This is a genomic window from Pseudomonas hydrolytica (genome assembly GCF_021495345.1).
In the GTDB taxonomy this organism is placed as follows: Bacteria; Pseudomonadota; Gammaproteobacteria; order Pseudomonadales; family Pseudomonadaceae; genus Aquipseudomonas; species Aquipseudomonas hydrolytica.
This window is the reverse complement of record NZ_CP099397.1, coordinates 5079077-5105755: the sequence shown is the minus strand read 5'-3', so window position 1 is coordinate 5105755 and position 26679 is coordinate 5079077. Positions and strand designations below refer to the sequence as shown.

General features: G+C 60.6%; 26 protein-coding genes. 9 read left to right on the top strand and 17 right to left on the bottom strand.

Annotation, left to right across the window (positions count from 1 at the left end; genetic code table 11):
- Nucleotides 1-20 precede the first annotated feature (20 nt).
- Nucleotides 21-926 carry an AEC family transporter gene (locus tag L1F06_RS24050; protein WP_129483773.1) on the bottom strand — a complete coding sequence of 302 codons (906 nt, stop codon included), beginning with the start codon at nt 924-926 and terminating at the stop codon, nt 21-23.
- A 68-nt stretch (nt 927-994) separates the two neighbouring features.
- Between L1F06_RS24050 and L1F06_RS24045 the strand changes: the two genes are divergently transcribed.
- Nucleotides 995-1393, top strand: a complete 399-nt coding sequence (locus L1F06_RS24045; protein ID WP_129483772.1) for a GFA family protein — start codon at nt 995-997, stop codon at nt 1391-1393.
- A gap of 71 nt (nt 1394-1464) precedes the next feature.
- Here L1F06_RS24045 and L1F06_RS24040 read toward each other — a convergent pair whose 3' ends face one another.
- The 11 genes from L1F06_RS24040 to L1F06_RS23990 all read right to left on the bottom strand — a co-directional run bounded on the left by L1F06_RS24040 (nt 1465) and on the right by L1F06_RS23990 (nt 11955).
- Complete coding sequence (locus L1F06_RS24040; protein ID WP_129483771.1) at nt 1465-3420, bottom strand: DUF7844 domain-containing protein; 1956 nt, start codon at nt 3418-3420, stop codon at nt 1465-1467.
- Nucleotides 3417-3737, bottom strand: coding sequence for a DUF2388 domain-containing protein (locus L1F06_RS24035; protein ID WP_003241095.1), 321 nt, complete (start codon nt 3735-3737; stop codon nt 3417-3419). The genes L1F06_RS24040 and L1F06_RS24035 overlap by 4 nt, the downstream gene beginning before the upstream one ends.
- Nucleotides 3738-3868: 131 nt before the next feature.
- Nucleotides 3869-4003 carry a DUF2388 domain-containing protein gene (locus tag L1F06_RS24030; protein ID WP_129483770.1) on the bottom strand — a complete coding sequence of 45 codons (135 nt, stop codon included), beginning with the start codon at nt 4001-4003 and terminating at the stop codon, nt 3869-3871.
- A 19-nt stretch (nt 4004-4022) separates the two neighbouring features.
- On the bottom strand, nt 4023-4343 hold the full coding sequence (locus L1F06_RS24025) for a DUF2388 domain-containing protein (protein ID WP_003241091.1): 321 nt from the start codon (nt 4341-4343) through the stop codon (nt 4023-4025).
- Nucleotides 4344-4429: 86 nt separating this feature from the next.
- On the bottom strand, nt 4430-4633 hold the full coding sequence (locus L1F06_RS24020; RefSeq protein ID WP_129483769.1) for a DUF1127 domain-containing protein: 204 nt from the start codon (nt 4631-4633) through the stop codon (nt 4430-4432).
- 225 nt (nt 4634-4858) lie between these two features.
- On the bottom strand, nt 4859-5074 hold the full coding sequence (locus tag L1F06_RS24015; RefSeq protein ID WP_003241087.1) for a DUF1127 domain-containing protein: 216 nt from the start codon (nt 5072-5074) through the stop codon (nt 4859-4861).
- Between the two features lie 292 nt (nt 5075-5366).
- Nucleotides 5367-6002, bottom strand: a complete 636-nt coding sequence (cysC, locus tag L1F06_RS24010; protein ID WP_129483768.1) for an adenylyl-sulfate kinase — start codon at nt 6000-6002, stop codon at nt 5367-5369.
- 18 nt (nt 6003-6020) lie between these two features.
- Complete coding sequence (locus L1F06_RS24005) at nt 6021-7007, bottom strand: glycosyltransferase family 2 protein (protein ID WP_129483767.1); 987 nt, start codon at nt 7005-7007, stop codon at nt 6021-6023.
- 68 nt (nt 7008-7075) lie between these two features.
- Nucleotides 7076-10369 carry a glycoside hydrolase family 99-like domain-containing protein gene (locus tag L1F06_RS24000; RefSeq protein ID WP_129483766.1) on the bottom strand — a complete coding sequence of 1098 codons (3294 nt, stop codon included), beginning with the start codon at nt 10367-10369 and terminating at the stop codon, nt 7076-7078.
- 66 nt (nt 10370-10435) lie between these two features.
- Nucleotides 10436-11191, bottom strand: coding sequence for an ABC transporter ATP-binding protein (locus tag L1F06_RS23995; RefSeq protein ID WP_003241079.1), 756 nt, complete (start codon nt 11189-11191; stop codon nt 10436-10438).
- Nucleotides 11192-11199: 8 nt separating this feature from the next.
- Complete coding sequence (locus L1F06_RS23990; protein ID WP_051002206.1) at nt 11200-11955, bottom strand: ABC transporter permease; 756 nt, start codon at nt 11953-11955, stop codon at nt 11200-11202.
- 215 nt (nt 11956-12170) lie between these two features.
- Here L1F06_RS23990 and L1F06_RS23985 point away from each other — a divergent pair, with 215 nt between their 5' ends.
- From L1F06_RS23985 to L1F06_RS23965, 5 genes are all read left to right on the top strand, one after another.
- Nucleotides 12171-12827: a sulfotransferase family protein gene (locus tag L1F06_RS23985; RefSeq protein ID WP_232531478.1), complete on the top strand. Its 657-nt coding sequence runs from the start codon at nt 12171-12173 to the stop codon at nt 12825-12827.
- 13 nt (nt 12828-12840) lie between these two features.
- Nucleotides 12841-13764: a glycosyltransferase family 2 protein gene (locus tag L1F06_RS23980; RefSeq protein WP_129483765.1), complete on the top strand. Its 924-nt coding sequence runs from the start codon at nt 12841-12843 to the stop codon at nt 13762-13764.
- Nucleotides 13761-14756, top strand: coding sequence for a glycosyltransferase (locus tag L1F06_RS23975; RefSeq protein WP_129483764.1), 996 nt, complete (start codon nt 13761-13763; stop codon nt 14754-14756). The genes L1F06_RS23980 and L1F06_RS23975 overlap by 4 nt, the downstream gene beginning before the upstream one ends.
- 86 nt (nt 14757-14842) lie before the next feature.
- On the top strand, nt 14843-15598 hold the full coding sequence (locus tag L1F06_RS23970) for a class I SAM-dependent methyltransferase (RefSeq protein ID WP_129483763.1): 756 nt from the start codon (nt 14843-14845) through the stop codon (nt 15596-15598).
- Nucleotides 15598-16731, top strand: coding sequence for an acyltransferase family protein (locus tag L1F06_RS23965; RefSeq protein WP_129483762.1), 1134 nt, complete (start codon nt 15598-15600; stop codon nt 16729-16731). The genes L1F06_RS23970 and L1F06_RS23965 overlap by 1 nt, the downstream gene beginning before the upstream one ends.
- On the opposite strand, the gene L1F06_RS23960 is transcribed toward L1F06_RS23965, so the two are convergent.
- A complete protein-coding gene (locus L1F06_RS23960) occupies nt 16722-17525 on the bottom strand; it encodes a 2OG-Fe(II) oxygenase (RefSeq protein ID WP_080589449.1) in 804 nt (267 codons plus the stop codon). The two genes, L1F06_RS23965 and L1F06_RS23960, sit on opposite strands and share 10 nt — an antisense overlap.
- Before the next feature lie 19 nt (nt 17526-17544).
- On the opposite strand from L1F06_RS23960, the gene L1F06_RS23955 reads away from it, so the two are divergent.
- Nucleotides 17545-19434, top strand: a complete 1890-nt coding sequence (locus tag L1F06_RS23955; protein WP_129483761.1) for a sulfatase family protein — start codon at nt 17545-17547, stop codon at nt 19432-19434.
- A 54-nt stretch (nt 19435-19488) separates the two neighbouring features.
- On the opposite strand, the gene L1F06_RS23950 is transcribed toward L1F06_RS23955, so the two are convergent.
- The 4 genes from L1F06_RS23950 to L1F06_RS23935 all read right to left on the bottom strand — a co-directional run bounded on the left by L1F06_RS23950 (nt 19489) and on the right by L1F06_RS23935 (nt 23738).
- Complete coding sequence (locus L1F06_RS23950) at nt 19489-20925, bottom strand: NAD(P)(+) transhydrogenase (Re/Si-specific) subunit beta (protein ID WP_096825220.1); 1437 nt, start codon at nt 20923-20925, stop codon at nt 19489-19491.
- Between the two features lie 2 nt (nt 20926-20927).
- Nucleotides 20928-21242 carry an NAD(P) transhydrogenase subunit alpha part 2 gene (locus L1F06_RS23945; RefSeq protein ID WP_003241061.1) on the bottom strand — a complete coding sequence of 105 codons (315 nt, stop codon included), beginning with the start codon at nt 21240-21242 and terminating at the stop codon, nt 20928-20930.
- Nucleotides 21243-21253: 11 nt separating this feature from the next.
- A complete protein-coding gene (locus tag L1F06_RS23940; RefSeq protein ID WP_003241059.1) occupies nt 21254-22375 on the bottom strand; it encodes a Re/Si-specific NAD(P)(+) transhydrogenase subunit alpha in 1122 nt (373 codons plus the stop codon).
- A gap of 466 nt (nt 22376-22841) precedes the next feature.
- On the bottom strand, nt 22842-23738 hold the full coding sequence (locus tag L1F06_RS23935) for a LysR family transcriptional regulator (RefSeq protein ID WP_129483760.1): 897 nt from the start codon (nt 23736-23738) through the stop codon (nt 22842-22844).
- A gap of 177 nt (nt 23739-23915) precedes the next feature.
- Here L1F06_RS23935 and L1F06_RS23930 point away from each other — a divergent pair, with 177 nt between their 5' ends.
- The gene (locus L1F06_RS23930) at nt 23916-25094 is read left to right on the top strand and encodes an acyl-CoA dehydrogenase (RefSeq protein ID WP_129483759.1); all 1179 of its coding nucleotides are present in this window, start codon (nt 23916-23918) and stop codon (nt 25092-25094) included.
- Nucleotides 25095-25150: 56 nt separating this feature from the next.
- Nucleotides 25151-26374, top strand: coding sequence for a CaiB/BaiF CoA transferase family protein (locus tag L1F06_RS23925; protein WP_129483758.1), 1224 nt, complete (start codon nt 25151-25153; stop codon nt 26372-26374).
- Nucleotides 26375-26679 lie beyond the last annotated feature (305 nt).

Below are 26679 nucleotides of genomic sequence, written 5' to 3'. Positions count from 1 at the left end.
CTGCGTGGCGTGCAGCGGCCTCAGGCCAGCAGCCCCATGATCGCGACCAGACTTCCCGCCGCCAGCAGCGTCTGCAGGGTGATGATGCCGGCCATCAGCTGGCTGTCGCCGCCCAATTGGCGGGTCAGCACATAGGCGGTGGGCGCGGTGGGCAGGGCGAAGAACAGTACCAGCACGGCGCTTTCCATGGCCGGCAGTGCCAGCGCCCAGGCCACGGCCCAGGCCAGCAGCGGCATGGCCAGCAGGCGCAGGGCCGTGTTCCAGCCCAGGGCGGGAATTTCCCCGCCCAGTTGCTCGGGCTTGAGCGCCGCGCCGACGCAGAGCAGACCCAGCGGCAGGCTGGCCGCGGCGAGCAGGCTGAGCAGGCGGTCGGTGCCGCCGGGCAGGCCGATACCGGTCAGGTTGAACAGCGCGCCGCCGAGGCAGGCGAGGATCAAGGGGTTCTTGATGATCGGCAGCAGCAGGCTGCGTGCACTGACGCCGCGCTCGGCGGTCAGCGACCAGACCGACAGCACGTTCACCGTCGGCACCATCAGGGCCAGCATCAGGGCGGCGAGCGTCAGGCCTTCCTGGCCGAACAGGCTGCCGACCGCGGCCAGACCGAGGTAGGTGTTGAAGCGCAGAATGCCCTGGGTGAAGGCGCCGAAGCGCCCGGCCGGCCAACCGCGCAGGCGCCGCACGACAAGCAGGGCGAGCCAGGCGATGCCGAGGCCGAGCAGCACGGCCAGGCCCAGGCGCGGCAGCGCCGGATTGCTCAACGGTGCCTGCGCCAGGCTGGAGAACAGCAGGGCGGGGAACAGGATGAAATAGTTCAGGCGCTCGGCGCCGGGCCAGAACGCCTCGCTGGGGAAGTTGCGCAAACGCAGCCAGTAGCCGGCAACTATCATGGCGAACAGCGGCCACAGGGCCAGCAGCAGATCGATCACGGGAACCCCCGGTGGTGGTGAGCGGCTATCTTGGTCAGCGGCGCTTGGCAATGCAAGGCGGAGGCGGAATGAACGGGACTCATGAAGGCGGCTGCCAGTGCGGCGCACTGCGCTATCGGATCGAGGCGCCACTGCAGGACATCGCCCACTGCCATTGTTCGATCTGTCGGTGCAGCAGCGGCGGCATCCTCACCACCTGGGTCACGGTACCGCGTCAGGCGTTCCATTGGCTGCGCGGCACGCCACGGGCGTTCGCCTCGTCAGCCAGTTGCACGCGTTATTTCTGTGGCGACTGCGGCGCGCACCTGGCGCTGTTCACGCAGCTCAGCCCGGATACGCTGGACGTGACCGTGGCCACCCTGGACGAGCCGGAGCAGGCACCCGCAAATCGGCATATCTGGGTAGACAGCCGGCTGCCCTGGCTGACGGTCGATCCGCAACTGCCGCAGGAGCGCGAGGAGTCGTAGGGTGCGCCGTGCGCACCGGCGTTCGCCAGGCTCGTAGCCGGATGCAATCCGGGCTACTGGAACTGGCTAACCTAGGGCAGTTCCAGCCCGCCGCCGGCCTTGTGCAGCGCGCGCAGGTGCTCGCCCAGGGCGAGCAGATTGGACTCGTTGGCTTCCAGCTCGGCCAGGCGCTCGGGCAGCAGCAGGTTGCGCACCTCGCCATCGAGCTCGTCGCTGAGCTGCCGCAGCTGCTGCTGACGCTCGCGGCTGCTGGCCTCCAGGCGTTCCCATTCGGCTCGCTGCGGCAGCCCATAGCCGCCCTCGAGCAGCTCGGCCGGCCGGCTGAGAAAGCCGCTGCCGGCAAGGATCTGCTCCAGCGCCGCACCGGCCTTGTTCAGGCTGGGATCACCGGCGGCGCGGCCGGTCAGGTAGCGGCGCTTGAGCTCATCCTGCGCCAGCAACAGTTGCCGGCGCAGGGCGGCCTGCTCGAGCAGCAGCAGAGCCGCGCTGGCGCGCAGGTCGGCCTGGGTGAACCACTGGCGGCGATCCTGCGCGGACTGTTCCAGCCAGGCTTCGACATTCTCCTGCGGGATCGGCAGGCGCTCACGCAGCACACCGAACATCGCCTGATAGCGTTCGCGAAAGGAATCGAAGCGGTAGCCCAGGCGCAGGGCCTCGCGCGGGTCGTCCAGCACCGAGGTGTCGGCCAGGCCGCGCGCGGTCAGCAGCTCCAGCAGGCCGTTGGGCAGGATGCTGTCGAGCGCCTGCAGCTGGGGGTGAGCGGTGCCGCTGCGCAGCAGCTTGAGGGTCTCCACCGCGCAGTTGTTGGAGATGAAGTAGTAGTCGCCGTCATAGCTCCAGTGCTGTTCGACGGCGCGGGTGACCAGGCCTTCCAGCTCGTCGCGGCTCAGCCTGATGGGAACCGAGGCCAGGCTGCGCAGCTCGACCTTGGTGTATTCGTCTATCACCTGCTCCAGCGGCAGGACGAACAGGCGTGACGGGTAGACGCCGGTCAGGCCGTCCCAGCTCGACAACTGCAGATCGCCAACGAACGCGCGGTAGGACAGCACCAGGTGCTGGTCGAGATCCAGACGGCAGTCGGGCCCGCGCGGCCGGCCCGGCGCGCAGACCACCAGGCGCAGCATGCTGTGGCCCCAGCGGCTCATCCAGGCATCGTTGGCCTCGGCCAGCAGGTAGTCGACCTCGTAGACCCGCTCGGGGTCGATGCGCTCCAGCGGCTGGCGGGCGAAGTCGCGCCCGGCATTGAGGTAGGCGTGGCCGTCCGCGCAGGGCTCGCTCGCCGGAGCCCAGTCGAAATGTTCGCGGAAGTAGCGCGCCAGCGAGGGGCGGCGGCAGGCGTAGGCGGGGTCGAGCAGGAAGTACTCGAGGTTGACCGCGACGAATTCCAGCGGGCTGCTCAGCTCGTAATGATCCGGGCTGCGCGCCACCTGGCCGTTGCTCAGGTCACGCGCGCCACGCCGGCCGACCCGTTGCGGCCAGCCGGCGAGATCGAGCAGGCGCGGGTCGTCGCTGAGGGTGAAGCGGCGTTCGGTCTGACCGCGGCATTCGTCCGGCAGGCCGATCTGGCCGGTGGACCCGGCACGCTGCCGACACTGGCCGATCTGCCTGCGTTGGGCGGCCGGCCACAGGCGGGCGCGGTCGTAGAGGTGGGTCAGCTCGTGGATCAGGGTGGCGAGCAGCTCCCGGCGCTGGGTTCCGTGCGGCCGGCCGGTGCGGTTCTCCGCCGCCGAGCCGTCGACCAGCGCCGGCAGCAGCCCGGCATTCAGCTCGATGCCGCTCAGACGGCCCACCTGGCCGTACACCGCAGGCGGCAGGCCGCTTCGCCAGCGGACTCGCACCTCGACATCCAGCTGTTCGACGAAGCGCGGCGGCAGCGCCGCCATGGCCTCGTCCAGTAGCTCCTGGCTTGCCCGGCGCTCGGCAGACGTCAGCGTCTGCCCATCCAGGCTCAGACGCAGCTGCGCCTGGGCGCCGCCTGCGACTAGGGCCAGCAGCGCGGCGCAACACCAGGCGGCAAGGCGAATCACAGGGCGAGAATGGCTTCGGCCAGTTGCAGATCGCTGGCGCTCTGCGCCGCAGGCACCTGCTGACGGATGGCCTGCAGGGCCGCTTCCAGTTGCGCCCCGCGGATGGCGCCGGCGCTGGCGACGAAGCTGGCCGCATCGTCACGGGCCTGGGTCACCACCTTCATGTCGCGCAGCGACGTGGTGGTATCGGAGGTGAAGTTGATGCTGCGATCCAGGGCGCGCACCACGATGTTGCTGGTGGCGACCACGGTTTGCGCCTGAGCGATGCCGCTGAACAGGGCGCAGGCGGTGGCGAGGGTGATGAGTGAACGACGCATGGCGTGACTCCGAAGAACTGCGGATGGAGGCTTGGACGAAGCGGATGCTGGCCGGTTCCCGAATGCCGGGCGGCTGCATCGACGGCCGCTAAGGCTAGCGGAATCCGCTGGGCGGACCAAGCCGCAGTCGCTCAGGTTTCCTCCCAGGCGAGGATGGCCTGGGCGAGTTCGTCGTCGGCTTTGCCTGGGTAGTGAAGGCGCAGATGCCGCAGGGCTGCCTCCAGATTCACGCCTTTAAAGCGTTCGGGGGTGAGCTGCGTCTGCACGGCTCACAGATCGGCCGAATCAGCGACTCAGAATGGCCTCGGCCAGTTGCAGGTCGCCGACGTTCGCCAGCTCGGGCACACGGCTGCGCAGGTGTACCAGCGCCGCCTCCAGGCGTGCACCGCGAAGCACACCGCCGCTGGCCACGAAGCTGGCGGCATCATCGCGGGCGGCACGAACCACCTTGCTATCGCGTAGGGAGCTGGTGGCATCCGAGCTGGCTTCGGCCGTGGCCGCCACTGCGCCAAGCAGGGTATCGGTCGTGGCGACGAAGCTGCTGGCACAGGCAGCGGTGGCCAGGCCCAGCGTCAAAATGGCCGCACTCAGGGATTTGCAGTACATGAAATCGAGCTCCGGAAAGAGGCAGGCGGATCAGCCCACCTGCCGCGGGAGCTTAGCCCAACGGCATGCTCGCAACCATTGCTGGCTCAGCGCCAGAAGGGCTTGGCCAGTTCCGCGTCGCGTTGGCTGCCGCTGATGCCGATATCGCTCAACTGCTGTGCATCCAGGCGAGCCAGGTGACGGCGCGTCTGCAGGTTGCGTTGCCAGCACTTAAACAGTGAATAGAGGTTCAGCCAGTCGAGGGCCGAGACGATATCGGTGGCCGAGCGGTGTTCGCGAGTGCGTTCCATGGCGTGCTCCCGTCGTGACGCAGGGAAGGGCAGCTCATGATCATGCAGGTGTCATCCGCGGGGGCAGATGCAATCGGAGGGAATTGCGTGGGGTCAGTGCACGGTTATCGGCAACTGTACTGCTCGCCAGGGCGATGACTGTTGCAGATAAAACGAAAGCCCCACCGCAGCAGAGACGGTGGAGCTTTCAGAAGGTCCCAACTTGGGAGGGAGCAAAGCGGTGAATCAGCGCCAGAACGGCTTCTGCAGCTCGGTGTAGCGCTGGTTTTCGGTGATGCCGGCGTCGGCCAGCAGGCGCGCATCTAGTCGAGCCAGTTGACGGCGGCTGACGATGCGGCGCTGCCACAGGCTGAGGGTGGCGATCACGCGGAGCGGCCAGGCAGCCTTGTCGCTGGCGGCACTATGAGTTTGGAGCAGGGCGGAACTGAGGGTACGTTCCATGGTGGTCATCCTTCCGCTTGTGGCGGGGCTGGTGTTTGCTTTCGATGGGCAAATTATCCCGAGCGAAGCAACGACTCAGTAGTCACAGCTGGATGAAATTGTTGTGCTATTAGATAGGTTGCTTTGTAACTGTTCGGTCAGGAATCGACATAACTGTACCGGTCATAAGTGAAAATACTGGGTGCAACCGCGAATATCGAGATTTTCAACTGGCTGGAAGGTGTCTGTTACGTAATTCTCGGCGGTACAGTTTGAATTGATATGCTTGGTGAGGCTGACCTTTTGATCAGGTTTATGACCCGCCGCACCTGCTCTCGTTATCTCGAATGAGGAAAGGTTCTACGAGCTTCAGCATGCGTTCAATGCAGGAATCGACTGTTGAAGAGGAGGTGTCGATGCTTAGAGCAGGGGTCAGCGGAGGTTCATAAGGCGCCGATATTCCTGTGAAATCGCTTATCAGGCCTGCTCGTGCTTTCTGGTAGAGGCCTTTCGGATCTCGCCGTTCGCAGTCCTGTAAGGCAGTACTGATATGTATTTCAAGGAATGCTTCGTTGCCTATTATGTCGCGGGCTGCACCACGATCTTCGCGGTAGGGTGAAATGAACGAGCTGATAACGATCAGGCCCGCGCTATTCATAAGTTTGGCGACCTCCGCGACGCGTCGGATATTCTCCGTGCGGGCATGAGGCGAGAAATCTAGGTCACGGTTAAGCCCGTGACGCACATTGTCACCGTCCAGTACGAAACAGGCATGCCCTTGGCTGATCAGGCGTTTTTCCAAAGCAAAGGCCAAGGTAGATTTCCCTGCTCCACTCAAACCTGTCATCCACAGCGTGACCGGATACTGTTTCAGTAGATCGCGACGATGTTCAGGGGTGGTCTGAGGCGACTGCCAGACAAGATTACTCGCAGTGTGAAGTTGATTCATGGCTGGTTCCTGAAAAGGTCAGAGCTTGCCGAGTAAGGCGGCCAGTAACAGTCCCAGATTACCTGGGACGGTCTGTCGATACACCCCGGAACGGCTGATACGCCACAGTCGCAATGGCAATGGAGAGCGTCGGGCTCTGGCGAATGCTTGCAAACGACGTAAGCTTTCTTCGCTAAGCATTTCCCGACAGTGATGCAACGATTCAATGTTGGTCTCGTTCCAACTCTGAAAATGTCCGGCGAACATCCGACGAATGCGATGCAATCGGTCCTTGAGGCTGGAGTTTGAGCCAACCAGGTTGCCTCCGTGCTGGCGGTAGTCTACAGATGGGCTCGCACTGTAATGAACCCGACCTCCGGTACCGCTGACCAAGAGATAGGCCCACCAGTCATGAGAGACGACAGGCAAACTGGCGGTGCGCTCCAGTAATTGCTTAGCGCTGTGGTTGAACACCATGGTGTTACCACCGGCGATGCTTTGCACCAAGGCGTTCTTGAATGATGGCGCTCGAGGGAAAAGAGGCGAAACCCCAAAAGGTTGTCCATCCTCCCGTATCAGGCGAGTCCGCCCACAGTGCAACGCCGGGACAGACGGATCGGCGGATTGCATCCACGCTATCGCTTTGGATAAATGATCAATATGCCAAATGTCATCTTGGTCGCAGAAAGCGAAGTACTCTGCACGAATAAAGGGGGTACTGACCAACGACATGAAGTTGGCTACGAAGCCGCGCCGCGGTCCCGCTATCACCCTTAGTCGGTGTTCGCCGAGTTGCTGTTGATAGCGCAGCAACAGAGTAAGGGTGCCGTCGCAAGAGCCATCATCCGACGCCACTATCATCCAGTTATCGTGGCTTTGTTGAATAATCGACTGCAACTGTTCGGCTAAAAAACGCTCGCCGTTGTAACAGGCGAGCAGGATCGCAACCTTCGGAATGGTTGGGCTGGGTACAACCGAAGAGCGCTCTCGGGCCGTGCTCGCTTCCTGAATGGCCTCGTTATACATACTGCTTCCTCTTTTGGGGATGGAGAGAGCGCTGTTTAAGGATGTGGCAATCGTGCGCCGCTTACCGCTTATGAAGGACACGGCGTCGTTTTGGCGAAGGCGTAGGACCGATTCGCTACACTGCTTTCGCTGCTACTTACTTCCAGCCCTGCCGCTTTGGCGCTAACACTGAAGGCGCGCTCCAAGGCATGAGCCAATGTGCCGTCGACCTGCCCCGCTTCCTCTTCGAAACTGTCCTCTTCCAGCGCAAGGTTGAGCAATGGTAGGAAAGCGCGGGTCTGAGCGAAGAACATCGTGCCCGCGACGAAGTTGAGTGCGCCGAGGTCGTCGGGCTCTACTCCGAGGCGGCAGGCAAGTCCCTCGACGCGGCGTGCGTTTGAGCCCCAATAGAAGCTCATCGGAACCAGGTGCCCGGCAGGACCGAGAATGCCGGTAATCGGCGCTCGAGAGAAATGATCCAGCGCTTGACGCATGGCGTTTTTGGTCAGCAGCTTGTCGTAGAGATCCCGCCGCCAGGTTTCCCCATCGTCCCTGTGTGGGGACTTCTTGGTGTGAACTTTCAGCAGCAGGTTATGGCCGTCGGCGATGATGCGTGGCAGCAGCTTTATGAAAGGCAGTACGTCACGCCCTCGATTGATAACTTCCTCCAAATGCCATGGGTGGCGGCTGCCTGCCAAGAGACCTCTGGTTATGCGTGCTTTATCTGTGGGGCAGGACAGATACAGCTGCAAGGCAACCCCTTCGATTTGTTGCAAATAAGCAAGGATGTCGCGCAGAACGTCCGGATAATAAGCGTGTATTACCACAGCCAGACGCTCGCCGCGCTGGAATACGGGCGGTTGGGGCAGGCTGGCGCGTAGGCTAGCCATGCGCGTGGCCTCGAGAAACCCATAGCCATGACGCTGATCTGGCTCCAGATGGGCCCCTTCGGCCCATTCGTTCCAGGCATTGATGAACACCAAACGCTCATCAGGATTGGATTCGCGCGCCAGCGTATCGCGCATGGCATTGAGCAGCCATTGCTGATAACCGCGTGGCGAACTGTTGACGAACGAGGTGCCGCGATTGCGGCGACGTGCCGTGTTGTCCCATGAGGGGCAAACGCCTCGGAACAGCTTATAGGCAGGCTTGCTGTACTGACCACTGCGCTTGAGGTAGATGCTCCAGTCAAAGACCTGTCCGCGGAAATCTTCCTGTAAGGATCGGACGCGGTCGGTAACCGGCGGTGGTTGTGTGGCATTCGGAGGGAATTCGATAGCGGCATCGAAGCCGAATCGTGAGGGCGCTACGTTATCGAAGGACTGAGTGTAGGCAAGGTAGATCTCACCGATTCCATTTTCCCTGCACCAGGTACGCCAGCGCGATGCGGTGGCCTTCGCATCCGGGAGTTCGCTAGGGCGGTAGACCAGTAGCATCGGCCTGCCATTGACGCGGATATAGCGAGGGTCACGCATGTAGCGCGCTATATAGGCGATAAACGCCAAGTCATCCTCAGCACTGTGGTTCTGTCCAATGAGAATCTCGTTGTCGAGGCCGTCCCAACGACGGCTCCAGTTCTCGTTGGCCCAGCACAGGCAGAACGGCAGATCGAGACTTTCGTCCGCGAGATAGCGCTCGATAGGCGCCTCTAGTAGACGCTTGCCGCCGAACCAATAGAAGTAAAAGCAGAAGCCGCCTAGGCCGTACAGCTTGGCGAGTTCGACTTGGCGCTGCTGTGTCTGTCCATCTAGCAGGTCATAGTAGCCGAGGTCGCCGGGCACATGTGGCTGATAATGTCCCTCATACTGAGGTAGGGCCGGGCGAACATTGGTCCACTCGGTGAAGCCCTCTCCCCACCAAGCATCGTTTTCTGGAATCGGATGAAACTGTGGCAAATAGAAGGCAATCAGCTTGACCGGGGTTGCAGCCGGGGTCTCCGAGGCTAGGCGAGGAACTGCCAGTATCGGTTCATTGAGCCATTTCAACCGGCCGACGGAGGAGGGCGCAGGCTGTAACTCCTGCTCCTGACTCCATAGCCAGTCACGGTAGGCTTGGGTTTTGCTGAACAGCGGGGCTGCGTGAGTGAACAGCCTTTGCTTGATTGCCTGTTTCTGGGAGACGGATAGAGGAATGAGTCGCCACAAGCCGCGGGCGCTTTCCGACAGTACGCTGCGTAACAGCAGGGCCGGATTGCGATGGTGGCGCCGCAAGCCCCGGAATGGCCGCATTAGTCGCCAGGAACGGCTGGCATAGACCCGTGCGAGTTCGGCGCGCAGCTCATCCTGGCGCAAGAGGCAGTTGCTCAGCTCGCTAGCCAGTTCGTGGCGATCTTGCACCGCCTGAGCATGCATATGCCAGGCGGTGCCGCACTCGGTTGTGGCCGTGGCGAGCTGGGTGCGTAGCCGATCCAGCTCTTCGCTGAGACGAAGGGTCATTTCATCATGCCGGGTGCCTAATTGTTCCTGCTCAATGGCATGACGGCGGAGCAACTGTTGGCGCTCATGGTCGGTTTCGTCGAAAGCTCGGCTGAGCGGTTTCAGTTCGCCTAAAGCGGCAGTCAGATCGACGCAGCTTCGGGTTACGCTGTCGTCGAGAAAATCTAGGCGATCAGCGGCGATCTGGCGCATCAGTTGATAGAGGTTGGCGACGGGCTGCAACACCTGCTCGCGATTGGCCAACTGATCGGCATTGTGTTGTGCGTGGCGAAGTCCCTGGCTGAGAAAGTCGTGCGCAAATTCTGTCATCCGCGGCGCATCGGCTGCGGGTAAGGTGAGCTTGAACGCCTCGGCGATTCGCGCCAGCTGTTGGACAGGCTGGTCCATGAGTGCGTCATAATCGACCAGTATCCGGCGCGTACTCTCGCTGTATCTCAAGGCGGACAATTGATACTGGGCCCAAAGCAGCTGTGAGCGCATAGAGGCCATGCCGTCACGCTTTTGCAGCGAGGCGGCAACGCTCAGGGGGTCACGCAGGCAGATGAGGTAGTAGGGCTCGATTGATAGTTCGGCCAATACCGTTTGCCAGAAGGGCAGCAATAGGCAAGTTTGGGGGTCTTTGAAGGCGAACAGAGCTGTGCCGGAAAGCTTGTCGTGCAGGATTTGCCGAGCCTCCTTGCGCCACGCCTCTAACCCCGGAGCCAGCATGAGGGCAGGGGCGATGTCGCCGAGCCGGTCCCAAGCGGTGCCCAATTCCGCCAGCAAGCGGGTGTTGAAACGGTGTATATCCAGGTCTTCGAAAAAGCCCTTCTCATTGTTGTTTTCGGCGGCGGGCATCAGGTTGTCGCCGAGCTCTACACCCAGTACCTCCAGCGCTCGGGTTATGACGCTAGTCCCGCTCCGATGCATGCCGAGGACGACGATTACCTTCGTCAGATCAACACTCATATAAACCTCAACCAAGGCCGTTTATCGGCCCTTTTGTTTTTGTCGAATTCGGTTGTAGGGGCGCGCTCAGGCTACCGCCTGGTGTTTGGCTGCCCGCTCCTTGGCTTGTTCCATTTTCACGGCAATGCGAATGGTCTCCAGATAGCCGCTGATGACCTCGTCCGTGGGGCCGCAGCATAGGCTGCGACCTTCATGAAGCCATAGCACCCGATCACAGAGCGATTGAATCGCCTCCATGCTGTGGGAGACCAGCACTACGGTCTTCTTGGCGCGAATCTTCTCGCGCATAGCCTGGTGGGACTTGAGCTTGAAGCTCTCATCGCCCACGCCTAGCACTTCGTCGATCAGCATGATGTCCGGATCGGCGTGGATGGCCACGGCAAAACCCAGGCGGGCGCGCATGCCGGTGGAGTAGGTACCCACCGGGCGCTCGAAGAATGCGCCGAGTTCGCTGAAGCTGTGTATTTCATCCATGAGCGCGCGGATGCGCTTGAGGGGCAGCCCCAGCAACAGGCCGCCGATGACTACGTTCTCGCGTCCCGATAGCTCGGGTTTGAAGCCGACGCTCAGCGCCAGCAGACTGGCGCTCAGGCCGGGCTGGCGCCAGAGCTTGCCTCTATCGGGTTCGGTGATACCTGCGATCATGCGCAGCAGCGTACTCTTGCCTGCTCCGTTGGCACCGATCACACCGAGTGTTTCGCCGGCATTGAGCGTAAAACTGACATCATCCAATGCCCAAAAATGGTTGTAGCGCAGGACGCCGGTGCGCTGACGATAAGACAGCCCGACATTGCGGGCCTCGAGAATTACCTGCTCGTTCATGCGCGGTCTCAGTACAGCAGTTTGGGGTAGCGGCGTTCGTTGCGTGCCAGTATCAGCAGCGCCACCACCAGGATAGGCAGCGACAGCGCTGCGCAATAGCCGAGCGACTGCCAGTGTGGCCATTGGGCGTGCAGCAGGATGTCACGATAGGCACTGATCAGCAGCACCATAGGGTTGTACTCGAATGCGCTGCGCATGTTCTCCGGTACCTGATCCGCGCTGAAAAAGATGCCGGACATGAACATCATCAACATCAACAGGTTGTCGACCACCAGCTTCAGGTCCTGGGCGAAAGGGATTATCGCGGCCAAGAGCAGGCCAAAGGCGACGATGAGCAGTAGCTGGGTCAAAATCACCGGCAGCAGCCCCAGCCACTGCAGGCTGGGCTTTTTGCCGATGGCCAGCAGGAAACCGAGCAGTAACAGGAGCACGATGGTGAACTTGAAGGTATTGCTGAAGATCTGTATCAACGCGAACAGGCCCTTGGGGACATAGATCTGCTGAACCAGCCCAGCGTTCATTGGAATCGACAGACTGGCCTGGCGGACCGAGCCATCGAACCATTTCCAAGCGATCATTCCGCACAGCAAGAAAGGCACATAGTCGGGGCCGCCCTGACGCAGAGCGAGCCCGAAAACCACATAGAACACGGCCATATACATGACCGGCTCGATGATCCACCACAGGAAACCGAGGAAGCGCCGCGCGATTTCGGTGCGCAAGTCGCTATATACCCCGTACAGCAATATTTCTCCGTAGTTCATCGATTTTGGCTACCAGATTGAAAAGGCTGGGTCATTTAAACACAATGTGCTCGCTCTCCCGCAAGCATCCTGCGGACGGGCGCCGCTTCATATCAACAGCCTTATATCTAGAACAAGAGGCGTACATGCGGTTCATTCGGAATATTTTTTCGCGCTCGGAACGAGTTGTTACGCCGTCGCTTGTACCTTTGCCTTGCCCCGTCATGGTGGTGGGAATGCACCGCAGCGGAACCAGTTTCCTGACCGGTTCCCTGCAGCAGGCCGGGCTGGAACTCGGTAAGTACAGTGCTTGGAACCCGCACAACCTCAAGGGCAATCGGGAGAACCTCGATATTGTTGCGTTCAACGATGCCGTGCTGAACGCCCGCGGTTTTGCTTGGGATAATCCCCCTACGAGCAGCGTCGTATGGACCTCCGAGGAGTATGCTCGGGCGCAAGCCCTGATCGCCGATTTCGCAGGAGCCCCGCATTGGGGCTTCAAGGACCCGCGCTCGCTGTTGTTGGTAGAGGGGTGGCGAGAGCTGCTTCCCGATCTGCGTTTCGTCGGTATATTCCGCCACCCCACCGCCGTAGTGCAGTCGTTGCAAGCCCGTGGCGGCATGCCGGAGGAGCAGGCCCTAGCCCTGTGGGCGGCCTACAACGAGCGTCTGTTGGCGTTGTACCGGCAGAAGCCCTTCCCTCTGCTCTGCTTCGATGAGGACGAGGCGACCTTGCACACCAAGCTCAATCAAGTTCTGCTTGAACTGGGCTTGCAGCCACTTGAGGATGAGCGCTTCTTCAGTGCGGAGCTCAAGCATCACCAGCAGCTCGAGCAACCGCTGCCGAAAGCTTTGCAGACCATGTATCAGCAATTGCGCGCTTATGCGCGCTGAGTGAGGGACGGACATGGCCTTGTTTCGCCGCAAGCCACGGCTTTCGATCGTCGTGATCGTGTACAGGATGCCGGATCAGGCTGAGAAAACGCTCCTTTCGTTGAGCCCTGAATACCAGCATGGCGTGCGGGAGCGCGAATACGAGGTGATAGTGGTCGAGAACCACTCGGACAGGCTCCTAGGGCGTGAGCGGGCGATGCGCTATGCCGGCAACGTTCGCTACTTCCACCGCCAGGAGACTCAGCGCACGCCGGTACATGCCATCAATTTTGGTGCGGCCCAGGCCCGTGGCAGTCACGTTGCGATCATGATCGATGGTGCGCGCATGTTGTCGCCTGGGGTCGTCAGACTGGCGCTGGACGCCTTCCGCCTAGAGTCCGAGGCGGCCGTTTCGGCCCCCGGATACCACATTGGCCACAAGCTGCAGCAGGTGGCGGTCAACGAAGGCTATGACGAGGAGGCTGAAGCGGAGCTGCTCAGGAGCATCGAGTGGCCGCAGGACGGCTATCGCCTGTTTGACATCGCGGTGCTCAGCGGCTCCTGTCAGGGCGGTTTTTTCCAGAGTAATTACGAAAGCAATTTCATTGCAATGTCCGTGCGGAAATGGAAGGCGCTGGGGGGAGTGGATTCGCGCTACAACGACTTCGGCGGCGGCAACGCCAACCTGGACCTCTACAAGCGCCTGCTGGAATACCCAGACACGCCGTTCTACATGCTGTTCGGCGAGGGCTCCTTCCACCAGTTTCACGGGGGCGTTACCACCGGCACGCGCAAAGCCGAGCGTGATGTGATTTACAAGCAGCTGGACGATCAGGATCGCGCATTGCGTGGCGATGATCGCGCGCCGCCCAGCGTACGGCCGATCCTGTTTGGCTCCCCGCACCCGAGCGTCTACCGCTTCATTCGCCATTCGCTGGACAAGGTGCAACCACAATGAGTCGCCCGCTGCTGTCGATCATCGTGATCGTCTACGATATGCCGCGCCAGGCGCTCAATACCTTGATCAGCCTGAGCCCAGGTTATCAGCAGGGTGTCCTGGCCGACGATTACGAAGTGATAGTGGTGGAGAACCGCTCACAGCGAAATATGGACGTCGAGGCGATAGCTGCCCTGCCGGGAAATTTTCGCTACTTCCTGCGTGACGAGCCAGGTGTTTCCCCGGCAGCGGCGATCAACTTTGCCTTTGCTCAGGCCCAGGGGCTATTCATCGGTCTGATGATCGATGGTGCACGCATGGTCACGCCGGGTGTGGTGCAGTATGCGCTGATGGCGCGACGAATAACGTCCGAGGCGATGGCAGTGGTACCCGGCTATCACCTCGGTGAGCACGAGCAGCAATTCCACCTCAGCCGCGGCTACAGCCAAGAACACGAGCAGCGCCTGCTGGAAGGCATCGACTGGCAGCGCAACGGCTATCGCCTGTTCGAGATTTCTTGCCTCAGCGGCGCCAACCCCAACGGAATCTTTCATCCGTTTATGGAGTGCAACTGCCTATTCTTGGACTCTGAGGTATTTCGCGATATCGGCCAGGCCGATGAGCGGTTCGATCTGCCTGGGGGTGGGGCACTAAATCTCTATCTGTATCGTAAGGCGGCCATGCATCCGCGAACCCGCTCGTTCATGTTGGCCGGTGAAGGTTCTTTCCATCAGTTGCACGGTGGAGTGACTACCTCGGAAGTCGCACAGCGCGAGACGATTCTGAATCGTCAGCGCGAGCAGCTTACCGAATTGCTGGGTGAGTCGTTCCGTTCGCCGACCGTGGAGCCGATCCTGTTGGGGAAGATACCGGGTTCCGCGCTGCGTTATCTGAAGCATTCGGTAGAGAGAGGCATGCATCGCGTGCAACGCTGCGCGGAGCGGAACGAGGACATGTATGCCGATGAGCGCAGCAAGGAGCGCAGCAGGGAATTAGCTTTGGATATGACATAGAGTCCCGTAGCAACGGAAAGCGCGACGCAGTATCAGCCGCGACCCGGTCGCGACAACAATCTAGACACTGAGCAGGAACTATAAGAATGACCCATGTGTACATGCCGCCGTCGATCCGTCATTTCGAGCCCTTACATATGGTGTTCAGCACCTGGGTCGATCACCTACCGTTCGGTTATGACCTAGTGGCCGCCATTAGACCGAAGCTGTTGGTCGAACTCGGCACACATAAGGGACTGTCTTATTTCACCTTCTGCCAGTCCATGAAGGAGAACGAAATCGACGGTCTGTGCTATGCCGTCGATACCTTTGAAGGTGACGAGCACACCGACAAATATGATGAGGCAGTGTTCACTGCGGTGAACAACCATAATCGTCAGAACTATCATGGCTTTTCCTACCTGATGCGCATGTTCTTCAACGACGCGCTGCGCCATTTCGACGAAGACAGCATCGAGCTGCTGCACATCGACGGCTTCCACACCTATGAGGCGGTCAGCGAGGATTTCGCCAGTTGGTATCCCAAGGTCAAACCGGGCGGCATCATCCTCTTCCACGACGTACAAGCCCGCTTGCAGGACTTTGGCGCATGGAAATTCTGGGAGGAGATCCGTGGCCAGCATGAAACGTTCACCTTCAATCATGGCTTTGGCTTGGGCGTGTTGCGCAAGGCTGGCGGGGACCGGAGCCAGGACTCTGAGCTGCTCAAGCTGCTTTTTGACGATCGTAGCGACAACACGGCGGCGAAAATGCGCGCGTTCTACGTTCATGCCAGCAAACACTTGGAGAACATGCGCAAACTCAAGCGATTGAATACCGCTGTGGTGGCCAAGCAAGACTGATGGAAAGCTCTTCAGCCCCTGCGGGACTGCGTTCCCCTCAGCGCTATCTGCCGCAGTTAGAGTCCCTGAGGGGCTGGGCCATTATCTTGGTTGTGTTGTTCCACTATGTCGGCATTCTCGGCACGGGCGGTCGTTTCTCGTTCGAGAGTTCACCAGTTTGGATCCAGATAATGGCGGCAGGCAACACTGGTGTCACGTTGTTCTTCGTGCTAAGTGGATTTCTGCTTGTTCAGCCCTTTGTTTTGGCAGCCGGCAGTGGCGAGCGAGTGGATGTTGTTAAGTTTTATTCCGCACGAATACTGAGGGTTGTGCCGCTGTATTATCTGGCGATTTTGGTTGCCTGGTGGATAACTGGTAAAACTGCGGCATTCAAAGCGCTGCTATTCATACCCGTCGGCTTCGAGGTGTTTCCGTTCAGTGTGCCGTGGTGGTCATTGTGCACGGAACTGCAGTTTTACATTCTGCTACCTTGGATCATGCTGGGGTTGCGCTATCGAGTGGGACGCTGGCTGGTGGTGGTAGCTGGCCTGTCTTGGCTGGTTCTGCATATATATTTCTTTCTACAACCACAGTGGCTGGTTGATCATCGCAATGATTGGATTCAGTCCTCTATATTTGGGCGTGGACCAGCCTTTTTGGTGGGTGGATTATGCGGCTGGGTCTACTTGCGCCAAGGCTGTTCTTGGTTGTTGGATTACCCTCGGCGCCAGGCATTGCTGGCCGCGGTATCGCTCGCGGCGCTACTCTGGCTCATGCGTTGGTACGGCATGACAGGCCAGAAGTTGGCACTCACGGTTATGCCGTTCTATCACGACGTAGAGGCTGTGCTTTGGGGCGGCTTGTTGCTTTGCAGTCTAGGACTGGCCAATTGGGTAAAGGGTCTGTTTATCAACCCATTGTTCAATCACTTCGGGTCTATTTCCTACTCCCTCTATCTGGTGCACGTGCCAGTGCAATTCTATCTGCTGTATCCGCTCGTGGCGTCCGCTGATGGCGCATTGCCCGTGTTGCAGACGCTGGCGGCTGTTGTCGTTAGCTTTCTCGTGTCGTGGGGGGGGGGCGATACTTTGCTACAGGTTGATCGAGCTGCCTTTTCTCAAACTCAAAGCCCACCTGGCGGTGTTCAGCGATAGGCTTCGGGAACATCCTGCCAGAGCGTAGCGAAGCCAGGTTCTGCTTCTCCGGTCGGCCGGCCGTTGGTGTAGTAATAGAGCGCCAGCGACTTGCGATAAATGCCGTCAGGGCAGTTCAAAGGCTTGGGATGGCCATGGTAGGAAGTTGCTGTGGTGCTGAACACCACACAGCGATTGAGTATCGGCAGAACACGTTTTGGCGGCCCCTGCATGTCCGAGTCCCAGAGTTCGAGATGCCCGCCGTATTCCTCGGGCCAATTCGGGTTCAAATAGAGTAAGAAGTTGAGCCGTCTGTCGAGGCCGAACTCGCGATGGGTGGCGAAGTCTGCATGCACTTTGAGAAAGCCGCCTCGACCAATCTGGTGGATGCCGGCACCTCGCAAGTTGGGATCGGGAATCAGGTTGTCGATACCGGTCATACTGGCGAGGAAGTCGAGAAAATAGTGTGAATTCAGCTCCCAGATCAATTGGCGATAGCTGGGCGGCATCGCCAGTTGGTTGCGAATGTTGCGTTTGTCTTTCTGAACGTACTCGCCGGTTTGCTTGTCCTTGTGAGTGGCCTCGTTCCAGATTGGCAGGCTCTGATCCTGTGGGTATTCAGCAAGCAAGCGAGCCAGCGTCGAGGCAGGCAAAAAGTCGTCGATGACAATATGGGGAAAGGGCTCGTTGGCACGGTATATTTCGCCCAACTCGGCAGCTATCGTGCTCAGCGCGTCGTAGTTGATCAGCAATCCGGAAGACTCCGGTTGCATGACCTCGTTGCCTGACAACTTGGGAAAGTGTTCTCCATTCATTCGCCAGGGATCCTTTTAGATGAGAGTTCTGTTTCGTTATGGTCGCGGTACGCGCTTGCGTCTCGTGCTACTCGGCATTCTGCTGTGTATGGCCTACTCAGGCAATGCGGCGGAGTCGGATGCAAAGCCGAACATTTTGCTGGTTATGGTCGATGATCTGGGTAACAACGATATAGCAAGTTGGGGAGACGGCAGGGCGCCTACGCCAACACTGGACGCGCTTAGTCGAGGCGCAGTGCGCATGCGTCACCATTACACGGACAGTACGTGCTCGCCCAGCCGAGCCAGCTTGATCAGTGGTCGTCACCCGGTAAGTGTAGGTTTCCAGGCAGACGGCCTTGGGCTGTCACCCGATCTAGTCACCTTGCCCAAGGCTCTGCGATCTCTAGGATACAAGACCCTGCATGTGGGTAAATGGCATCTCGGTGAGGCGCTGGAGTACCAAGAGATTCAGCCTGGCCAGCAGGGTTTCGACTATTGGTTCGGCATGCTCAATCATTTCGTCTTGCAGGGGCCTGGACCCGATGGCCGCCCGTTGCGTCGGCAGCCTACTCATATTGATCCCTGGCTACAGGACAACGGAGCTGCACCAACTCAGCACCACGGTTACTTGGACGACATCCTTACCGGCAAAGCCGTCGAACTGGTAAAGGCTGGGGCGGGCGGAGCGCCTTGGTTCATCAATCTCTGGTTATTCTCGCCGCATACGCCCTACCAGCCGAACCCGGCCTTCAGTCAGCAGTTTCCTGATACACCGGAAGGACGGTACTTCGCCATTCTCAGCCAACTGGATCACAACATCGCGCGACTGCTGACGGCGCTTGAGGAGAGTGGTCAGGCAAAAAATACCGTGGTGATCTTCGCCAGCGACAATGGTGGCGCCAATATTGATATGGATAACAATTATCCACTGGTCGGTAAGAAGGCGACATATACCGAAGGGGGAGTGCGTACACCGCTTCTGCTGCGCTGGCCCGGTCGTTATGAGAATCTGGATATCCGCGAACCGACGGTATTCATGGATTTGTTTCCAACATTGGTAGCCATGGCCGGAGGTAAGCCTCCGGTAGGCTTGGCGGGGCGCGATTTGCGGCCGCTATTCGAAGGCGGTAGCGTTCCGAGTTTCAACGCTCTCTACTGGGCGGGCGACAGCGGCGGGACTTTAGGAATGACTTATTCCGCGCATCTGCTGAACGAAAGTCGATTCTTCTATCGCGAACCCCTAGGGCAACTGCACAGTGGCGCGGTGACCTCGGCGATTGATGGGCGTAAACCCGAGGAGCAAGTGGTGCCGGCGTTCGGCGGGGCGCAGGCCGGCGCCATCATTCGCGATTGGGAGTGGCAAGTCCGGCCGGTTCCTTTGCGCTGGCAGGCTGCGGCCAAGGGCTCGCCGGGGTTATTGACCGGTAGGGACTTCCAGAGGGCGCCGGTATTCGGTGGTTACAGCATGGGGCTTTCGTTGCGAGAGCTGCGTTTCGCCGAAGAGGCGCAAACGCTGCTAGATCAGCCTGGTGTTTGGGGGGTGCGGTTGCTGCCCGATCGGCGAATTGAAGTCCGTCATGGCAGCACGCTTCAGGTCAGTGAGCCAGTGCAGTCGGGCGGACGCTGCGACAGCCTGGTGATCAGTACTCATGTTAAATCTGCAAGCACTTTTCCATTTCCCGGGCCGGCCAGGACCCGCCTGCTGCTCTACTGGAACGGGCGGCCGGTTCTGGACAGCGATCAGGTGCTCGGGCGGCCCGACACGGCAAAGGACCTAGGTAGTCCGACCTATGTTGGGGCGCGTGCCGATGGGGGCGAGGCGTTTCTCGGCGCCCCGCTGGCCGAGCCGTTGCTGATCAACAAGCTCCTTTTACCTGAGCAGGAGGGGCTCGCCTTGGGCGACATGCTCCAACGACTCTGCCGTTGAGGGCCGTTTAAACAAAAACCCCGGCCGAGGCCGGGGTTCGTTTGGCGCCAGGCCTTATTCCACCGCCTTGACCATGTCCTCGATGACCTTCTTGGCATCGCCGAAGACCATCATGGTCTTGTCCATGTAGAACAGTTCGTTGTCCAGGCCGGCGTAACCGGAAGCCATCGAGCGCTTGTTGACGATCACGGTCTTGGCCTTGTAGGCCTCGAGGATCGGCATGCCGGCGATCGGCGACTTCGGATCGTTCTTCGCCGCCGGGTTGACCACGTCGTTGGCGCCGAGCACCAGCACCACGTCGGTCTGGCCGAATTCGGAGTTGATGTCCTCCATCTCGAACACCTGCTCGTAGGGCACTTCGGCCTCGGCCAGCAGCACGTTCATATGGCCCGGCATACGGCCGGCCACCGGGTGGATCGCGTACTTCACGGTCACGCCGCGGTGGGTCAGCTTCTCCGCCAGCTCCATCAGCGCGTGCTGGGCACGGGCCACGGCCAGGCCGTAACCGGGCACGATGACCACGGTGTCGGCGTTGGTCAGCAGGAAGGCGGCGTCGTCGCTTGATCCCGACTTCACGCTGCGCTGCTCCTGACTGCCGCTGGCTGCGCCGGCATCGGCATCGGCGCCGAAACCGCCGAGGATGACGTTGAAGAACGAACGGTTCATCGCCTTGCACATGATGTACGAGAGGATGGCGCCCGAAGAGCCCACCAGAGAACCGGCGACGATCAGCATCGAGTTGTTCAGCGAGAAGCCGATACCGGCCGCGGCCCAACCCGAGTAGCTGTTGAGCATCGACACCACCACTGGCATGTCGGCGCCGCCGATCGGGATGATGATCAGCACGCCGATGACGAAGGCCAGTGCCACCAGGATGGCGAACGAGGTGATGTCGCCGGTGAAGGTGTACACCAGGCCCAGACCGACAATCGCCAGGCCAACGGCCAGGTTGAGCAGGTGCTGACCTTTGAATACCACCGGGGCGCCTTGGAACAGGCGGAACTTGTACTTGCCCGACAGCTTGCCGAAGGCGATCACCGAACCGGAGAAGGTGATGGCGCCGATGGCCGCGCCGAGGAACAGCTCCAGGCGGTTACCGGCCGGAATCGGGTCGGCCATGCTGGCAACGATGCCCAGGGACTGCGGTTCGGCCACCGCGGCGATGGCGATGCACACGGCCGCCAGGCCGATCATGCTGTGCATGAAGGCGACCAGCTCGGGCATCTTGGTCATTTCCACGCGCTTGGCCATGACCGTGCCGATGCTGCCGCCGACCAGCAGGCCAACGATGACGAAGCCCAGGCCCTGCACGGCCAGCTCGCTGCCCAGCTTGTGGATCAGGCCGACCGTGGTGACGATGGCGATGGCCATGCCGACCATGCCGAAAACGTTGCCCCGTCGCGACGAGGTCGGGTGCGACAGGCCCTTGAGCGCCTGGATGAAACACACCGAGGCGACGAGGTAGAGAACAGTGATCAGGTTCATGCTCATGGTCAGTGCTTCTCCGCCTGCGCTTTCGGCGCCTTCTTCTTGAACATTTCCAGCATGCGCCGGGTGACCAGGAAACCACCGAACACGTTGACCGCGGCCAGGGCCACGGCCAGGGTGCCCATGGTCTTGCCCAGCGGGGTGACGGTGAGCGCGGCCGCCAGCATGGCGCCAACGATCACGATCGCCGAGATGGCGTTAGTCACGGCCATCAGCGGGGTGTGCAGGGCCGGGGTGACATTCCACACCACGTGGTAGCCGACATAGATGGCCAGCACGAAGATGATCAGGTTGTAGATGCCGTCGGAAATCAGGTCCATGTCCCTACTCCTTAACCGTTCTTGCGCACGACTTCGCCGGCATTGCACATCAGGCAGGCCGCGACGATGTCGTCTTCGAGGTTGAGCTGGAACTGGCCTTCCTTGTCGATCACGAGCTTGAGGAAGTCCAGCAGGTTGCGTGCATAGAGTGCGGAGGCGTCTGCCGGCACCAGCGCGGCCAGGTTGGTATGACCGACGAGGGTCACGCCGTGCTTGATCACCACCTTGTCAGCCTCGGTCAGCGGGCAGTTGCCGCCTTGCGCTGCGGCCAGGTCGATGACCACCGAGCCCGGCTTCATTTCCTGCACGGTGGCTTCGTGCAGCAGGGTTGGCGCCTTGCGGCCTGGGATCAGCGCGGTGGTGATGACGATATCAGCCTGCTTGGCGCGCTCGTGCACGGCCTTGGCCTGGCGTTCCATCCAGGACTGCGGCATGGGACGGGCATAGCCGCCGACGCCTTGCGCGCACTCGCGCTCCTCATCGGTCTCGAAGGGTACGTCGACGAACTTGGCGCCGAGCGATTCGATCTGCTCCTTCACCGCCGGACGTACGTCGGACGCCTCGATCACCGCCCCCAGGCGCTTGGCCGTGGCGATGGCCTGCAGGCCGGCGACGCCAGCGCCGAGGATCAGCACGCGCGCGGCCTTCACGGTACCGGCAGCGGTCATCAGCATCGGCATGAAGCGCGGGTAGTGGTTTGCAGCGAGCATCACCGCCTTGTAGCCGGCGATGTTGGCCTGCGAACTCAGTACGTCCAGGCTTTGCGCACGAGAGGTACGCGGCGCGGCCTCCAGGGCGAAGGCGGTGATGCCGCGGGCGTTCATGCGCGCAATGGTGTCGTTGCAGAACGGATTGAGCATGCCCACCAGCACGGCCCCGGCTTTCATATGCGCGAGTTCGGCGTCGGTCGGTGCAACCACCTTGAGCACGAGGTCGGCGCCCAAGGCGGCCGAGTCGTTGCCAATGGTGGCGCCGGCTGTTTCATAGGCGCTGTCCGGGATGCTGGCGCTAATGCCAGCGCCGGTCTGGACGGTCACCTGGTGGCCTTGGCCGACCAGTTTCTTGACGGTCTCGGGCGTCGCGGCAACCCGCGTCTCCCCAGCATGGGTTTCGAGAGGAACACCGATGTGCACTTCTAATCTCCTGCGTGATCTTTTTTGTGAACCGGTGCACTGCGCTGGCGCGCCGGCGATTGGGGATCAGCACAAAACCTGCCGTAAGGTGGCGGGCGCGGCGATTGTGCAATCGAACGCAAACCCTTACAAGAAGTTATGGAGTAAAAAAAATGGATTACTACAAGTAATAGGTATATGAGGGATTTTTATACTGCCCGCAGGCCGCGCTCTGGTTGAAGGAAAGCAGGTTTCGCGGGGGCTGCACGAACTGCTCGTCATTCAGAGCGCGAATGACCGTTGGTCGTATTGACTGACGCGTGAAGAGTAGCGAACAGGGTGTTCGAAATAGTGAAATAGCCCGAAAGTACTGGTCGCGACCTGGATTGACCTCTGCGCGCCACTGTAGTGTGACCATAAAATCACTACCTGTTCTGTTTGTGAGCGTTTTGCTCTGAGACGTAGGGGCGCGCCTGTCGCGTGGATGTCATTCCTCTCGGTACGCACGGGCCTGGAGCAGCAGCCAATCGCGAAATGCCTTGAGCGCAGCCGACTCGGTCTTGCGCTCCGGCACCATCAGGTAATAGGCGTGGTCATGGCTCGGGACTGCCCTGTTCAAGGCTATGACCAGGCTGCCCTCGTCCAGTTCGCGTTGAATCAGGAAGGGCGGGATCAGAGCGACGCCCATTTCGTGGCGCGCGGCCTGCGCCAGCATGGAGAACAGTTCCAGGCGCGGACCGGTCATGTCGCGGGGTACGCTCATGCCCTGAGCGGCGAACCACTGACGCCAGGCATAGGGGCGGGTGGTCTGCTGCAGCAGGGGCAGTGCGGCGATGCGTTCGGCAGTGACCGGTTCGTCGCCCAGCAATTTCGGGCTGCAGACCGGCAGCAGATGCTCATGCATTAGAAAGTGCGCCTCGGTGCCCGACCATTCGGCATCGCCATAGTAGATGGCGGCATCAAAATGAGTGTCGGCGAACAGGAAGGGGCGGGTGCGGTTGGTCAGGTGCACCGTCACTTCCGGGTGCAGTTGCTGGAAGGTGCGCAGGCGCGGCAGTAGCCACTGCGTGCCGAAGGTTGGCACCACCGCCAGCTCGATGCTGGTGGTGCCCTGGTTGCCCATCAGCGCCAGGGTGTCGCGTTCCACCGCATCGAGCTGTGCCGCGACCCTGCGGCTGTACGCCACCCCTGCCTCGGTCAGCACCACGCCGCGTCGCGAACGGCGAAACAGCTCGACATTGAGAAAGCTTTCCAGCCCGCCGATCTGTCGGCAGATCGCGCTCTGCGTCAGGTTGAGCTCGTCTGCGGCCTTGGTGAAGCTCTGGTGGCGCGCGGCGGACTCGAAGGCGACCAGGGCAGCGGTGCTTGGGATCTTGCGACGCATCTATGCAAAAGCCTCACTCTTAATCGATAAATCTCCCTGAATAAGCTATCTCGAAGTGAGAAAAAAGCACAGGACTGTGCAAATTCTGCGTTTGTCCAATCAGCGAGTCGGGCCTAGGATCACCTCATTCAGGGTCGGCAGGACTGACCGCTCACTTCACCGTTCGAGGTTTTCGCGATGGCCAAGGCAAGCTTCAACTGGATCGACCCGCTGCTGCTCGATCAGCAACTGACCGAAGAAGAGCGCATGGTGCGTGACAGCGCCCAGCAATTCGCCAATGACAAGCTGGCACCGCGTGTGCTGGAAGCATTCCGTCATGAGCAGACCGACCCGAAGATCTTTCGCGAGATGGGCGAAACCGGTCTGCTGGGGGCGACCATTCCCGAGGTCTACGGTGGCAGCGGCCTGAACTATGTGTGCTACGGCCTGATCGCCCGTGAAGTGGAGCGTATCGACTCCGGCTACCGCTCGATGATGAGCGTGCAGTCGTCGCTGGTGATGGTGCCGATCAATGAGTTCGGCAATGAAGCGACCAAGCAGAAGTACCTGCCCAAGCTGGCCAGCGGCGAATATATCGGCTGCTTCGGCCTGACCGAGCCGAACCACGGCTCCGACCCAGGCTCGATGGTGACCCGCGCGAAGAAGGTCGACGGCGGCTACCGCCTGACCGGCAGCAAGATGTGGATCACCAATAGCCCGATCGCCGATGTATTCGTGGTCTGGGCCAAGGACGATGCCGGCGAGATTCGCGGCTTCGTGCTGGAGAAGGGCTGGCAAGGGCTGTCCGCGCCGGCGATTCACGGCAAGGTCGGCCTGCGCGCCTCGATCACCGGCGAGATCGTCATGGACAACGTGTTCTGCCCCGAGGAGAACGCCTTCCCCGACGTGCGCGGCCTGCGCGGACCTTTCACCTGCCTGAACTCGGCCCGTTACGGCATCAGCTGGGGCGCGCTGGGCGCCGCCGAGTTCTGCTGGCACACCGCGCGCCAGTATGTGCTGGACCGCCACCAGTTCGGCCGGCCGCTGGCGGCCAATCAGCTGATTCAGAAGAAGCTGGCCGACATGCAGACTGAGATCACTTTGGCCCTGCAGGGTTGCCTGCGCCTCGGTCGCATGAAGGACGAAGGCACCGCTGCCGTGGAAATCACCTCGATCATGAAGCGCAACAGTTGCGGCAAGGCCCTGGACATCGCCCGCATGGCGCGCGACATGCTCGGCGGTAACGGCATCAGCGACGAGTTCGGTATCGCCCGCCATCTGGTCAACCTCGAGGTGGTCAACACCTACGAAGGTACCCATGACGTGCATGCGCTGATCCTCGGCCGTGCGCAGACCGGTATCCAGGCGTTTTTCTAACCTTTCGCCCCCACAACGATCCCCGGTGCGCGCGGCGCACCCTACGGAGAAGTTCCATGCCTGGCGCTCTGTCCCATATCCGTGTCCTCGACCTGTCTCGCGTGCTCGCCGGTCCCTGGTGTGGGCAGATCTTGGGGGATCTGGGCGCGGAGGTGATCAAGGTCGAGCGACCGGGAAGCGGGGACGACACTCGGCATTGGGGGCCTCCTTATATAAAGGACGCCGAAGGCAATGATTCGCGTGAGGCGGCTTACTTCCAGAGCGCCAATCGCAACAAACAGTCGCTGACCCTGGACTTCACCCAGCTTGAAGGGCAGCGACTGGTTCGTGAACTGGTCGCGCAGTGCGATGTACTGCTGGAGAACTTCAAGGTCGGCGGCCTGGCGGCCTATGGCTTGGATTATGAATCGCTGAAGGTGATCAATCCGCGTCTGATCTACTGCTCCATCACCGGCTTCGGCCAAACCGGTCCTTATGCCAAGCGTGCCGGTTACGATTTCATGATCCAGGGGCTCGGCGGTCTGATGAGTTTGACCGGGCGTCCCGAAGGTGAAGAGGGGGCGGGGCCGATGAAGGTCGGTGTGGCGCTGACCGATATCCTTACCGGGCTCTATGCGACCGTGGGCGTGCTGGCTGCACTGAATCAGCGTGAGCAGTCCGGTATCGGCCAGCATATAGATGTGGCATTGCTCGACGTCCAGGTCGCCTGTCTGGCCAACCAGGCCATGAACTACCTGGCAACGGGCGTATCGCCCAGGCGTCTGGGTAATGCCCACCCCAATATCGTGCCGTACCAGGACTTCCCCAGCGCCGACGGTAATTTCATCCTGGCCGTGGGTAACGACGGTCAGTTCCGCAAGTTCTGCGAGGTCGCCTGCCTTCCGGCTTTGGCCGACGATCCGCGTTTTTCCACCAATAAGGCTCGGGTCGCGCATCGTGCCGAGCTGATTCCGCTGCTGCGGCAGGCCACGGTATTCAAGACCACGACGCAGTGGATCGAATTGCTGGAAAAGGCCGGTGTGCCGTGCGGGCCGATCAACGACCTGCAGCAGGTGTTCGTCGATCCGCAGGTGCAGGCGCGTGGGCTGCGTATCGACCTGCCCAACGCCATGGGCAGCACTACGCCGCAAGTCGCCAGTCCGCTGCGCCTATCTGCTACGCCAGTGGCTTATCGCTCGGCTCCGCCATTGTTGGGGCAGCACACCGAGGCACTGTTGCAGAGACTGCTAGGTATGAGCGAAACACAGGTTGCAGAGTTGCGTGAGGCGGGTGTGATCTGAGCTTGCTGCCTTATATAGAAGAGGGAAAAGGGGCGCTGATCCGTTTTGCGCAATTTTTTGCATATCAGGGGTTTACAGCTCGCTGTGCTCATGTAGAATGCGCGCCTCGCTGAGACGAACCTAGGTTCGACGAAGCGCTAAGTTGTTGAGATAGAAAGAAAATTTCTTCAAAAACAACTTGACGGAGTAAAGAGGTGCTGTAGAATGCGCGCCTCACCGAAGCGGAAGAGATGAAGCTGAGGTTGCTCTAAGCGGTTGAGTAGAAAAGAGTTTCTCCGGAAATAAATTCGAAAAACAGCTTGACA

What these genes read in the sequence shown, in the direction of transcription:
- L1F06_RS24045 (WP_129483772.1), top strand. Translation starts at nt 995, where the DNA reads ATGAACGGGACTCATGAAGGCGGCTGCCAGTGCGGCGCACTGCGCTAT.
- L1F06_RS24035 (WP_003241095.1), bottom strand. Translation starts at nt 3,737, where the DNA reads ATGCGTCGTTCACTCATCACCCTCGCCACCGCCTGCGCCCTGTTCAGC.
- L1F06_RS24025 (WP_003241091.1), bottom strand. Translation starts at nt 4,343, where the DNA reads ATGTACTGCAAATCCCTGAGTGCGGCCATTTTGACGCTGGGCCTGGCC.
- L1F06_RS24020 (WP_129483769.1), bottom strand. Translation starts at nt 4,633, where the DNA reads ATGGAACGCACTCGCGAACACCGCTCGGCCACCGATATCGTCTCGGCC.
- L1F06_RS24015 (WP_003241087.1), bottom strand. Translation starts at nt 5,074, where the DNA reads ATGGAACGTACCCTCAGTTCCGCCCTGCTCCAAACTCATAGTGCCGCC.
- cysC (WP_129483768.1), bottom strand. Translation starts at nt 6,002, where the DNA reads ATGAATCAACTTCACACTGCGAGTAATCTTGTCTGGCAGTCGCCTCAG.
- L1F06_RS24005 (WP_129483767.1), bottom strand. Translation starts at nt 7,007, where the DNA reads ATGTATAACGAGGCCATTCAGGAAGCGAGCACGGCCCGAGAGCGCTCT.
- L1F06_RS24000 (WP_129483766.1), bottom strand. Translation starts at nt 10,369, where the DNA reads ATGAGTGTTGATCTGACGAAGGTAATCGTCGTCCTCGGCATGCATCGG.
- L1F06_RS23995 (WP_003241079.1), bottom strand. Translation starts at nt 11,191, where the DNA reads ATGAACGAGCAGGTAATTCTCGAGGCCCGCAATGTCGGGCTGTCTTAT.
- L1F06_RS23990 (WP_051002206.1), bottom strand. Translation starts at nt 11,955, where the DNA reads ATGAACTACGGAGAAATATTGCTGTACGGGGTATATAGCGACTTGCGC.
- L1F06_RS23985 (WP_232531478.1), top strand. Translation starts at nt 12,171, where the DNA reads ATGCACCGCAGCGGAACCAGTTTCCTGACCGGTTCCCTGCAGCAGGCC.
- L1F06_RS23980 (WP_129483765.1), top strand. Translation starts at nt 12,841, where the DNA reads ATGGCCTTGTTTCGCCGCAAGCCACGGCTTTCGATCGTCGTGATCGTG.
- L1F06_RS23975 (WP_129483764.1), top strand. Translation starts at nt 13,761, where the DNA reads ATGAGTCGCCCGCTGCTGTCGATCATCGTGATCGTCTACGATATGCCG.
- L1F06_RS23970 (WP_129483763.1), top strand. Translation starts at nt 14,843, where the DNA reads ATGACCCATGTGTACATGCCGCCGTCGATCCGTCATTTCGAGCCCTTA.
- L1F06_RS23965 (WP_129483762.1), top strand. Translation starts at nt 15,598, where the DNA reads ATGGAAAGCTCTTCAGCCCCTGCGGGACTGCGTTCCCCTCAGCGCTAT.
- L1F06_RS23960 (WP_080589449.1), bottom strand. Translation starts at nt 17,525, where the DNA reads ATGAATGGAGAACACTTTCCCAAGTTGTCAGGCAACGAGGTCATGCAA.
- L1F06_RS23955 (WP_129483761.1), top strand. Translation starts at nt 17,545, where the DNA reads ATGAGAGTTCTGTTTCGTTATGGTCGCGGTACGCGCTTGCGTCTCGTG.
- L1F06_RS23950 (WP_096825220.1), bottom strand. Translation starts at nt 20,925, where the DNA reads ATGAGCATGAACCTGATCACTGTTCTCTACCTCGTCGCCTCGGTGTGT.
- L1F06_RS23945 (WP_003241061.1), bottom strand. Translation starts at nt 21,242, where the DNA reads ATGGACCTGATTTCCGACGGCATCTACAACCTGATCATCTTCGTGCTG.
- L1F06_RS23935 (WP_129483760.1), bottom strand. Translation starts at nt 23,738, where the DNA reads ATGCGTCGCAAGATCCCAAGCACCGCTGCCCTGGTCGCCTTCGAGTCC.
- L1F06_RS23930 (WP_129483759.1), top strand. Translation starts at nt 23,916, where the DNA reads ATGGCCAAGGCAAGCTTCAACTGGATCGACCCGCTGCTGCTCGATCAG.
- L1F06_RS23925 (WP_129483758.1), top strand. Translation starts at nt 25,151, where the DNA reads ATGCCTGGCGCTCTGTCCCATATCCGTGTCCTCGACCTGTCTCGCGTG.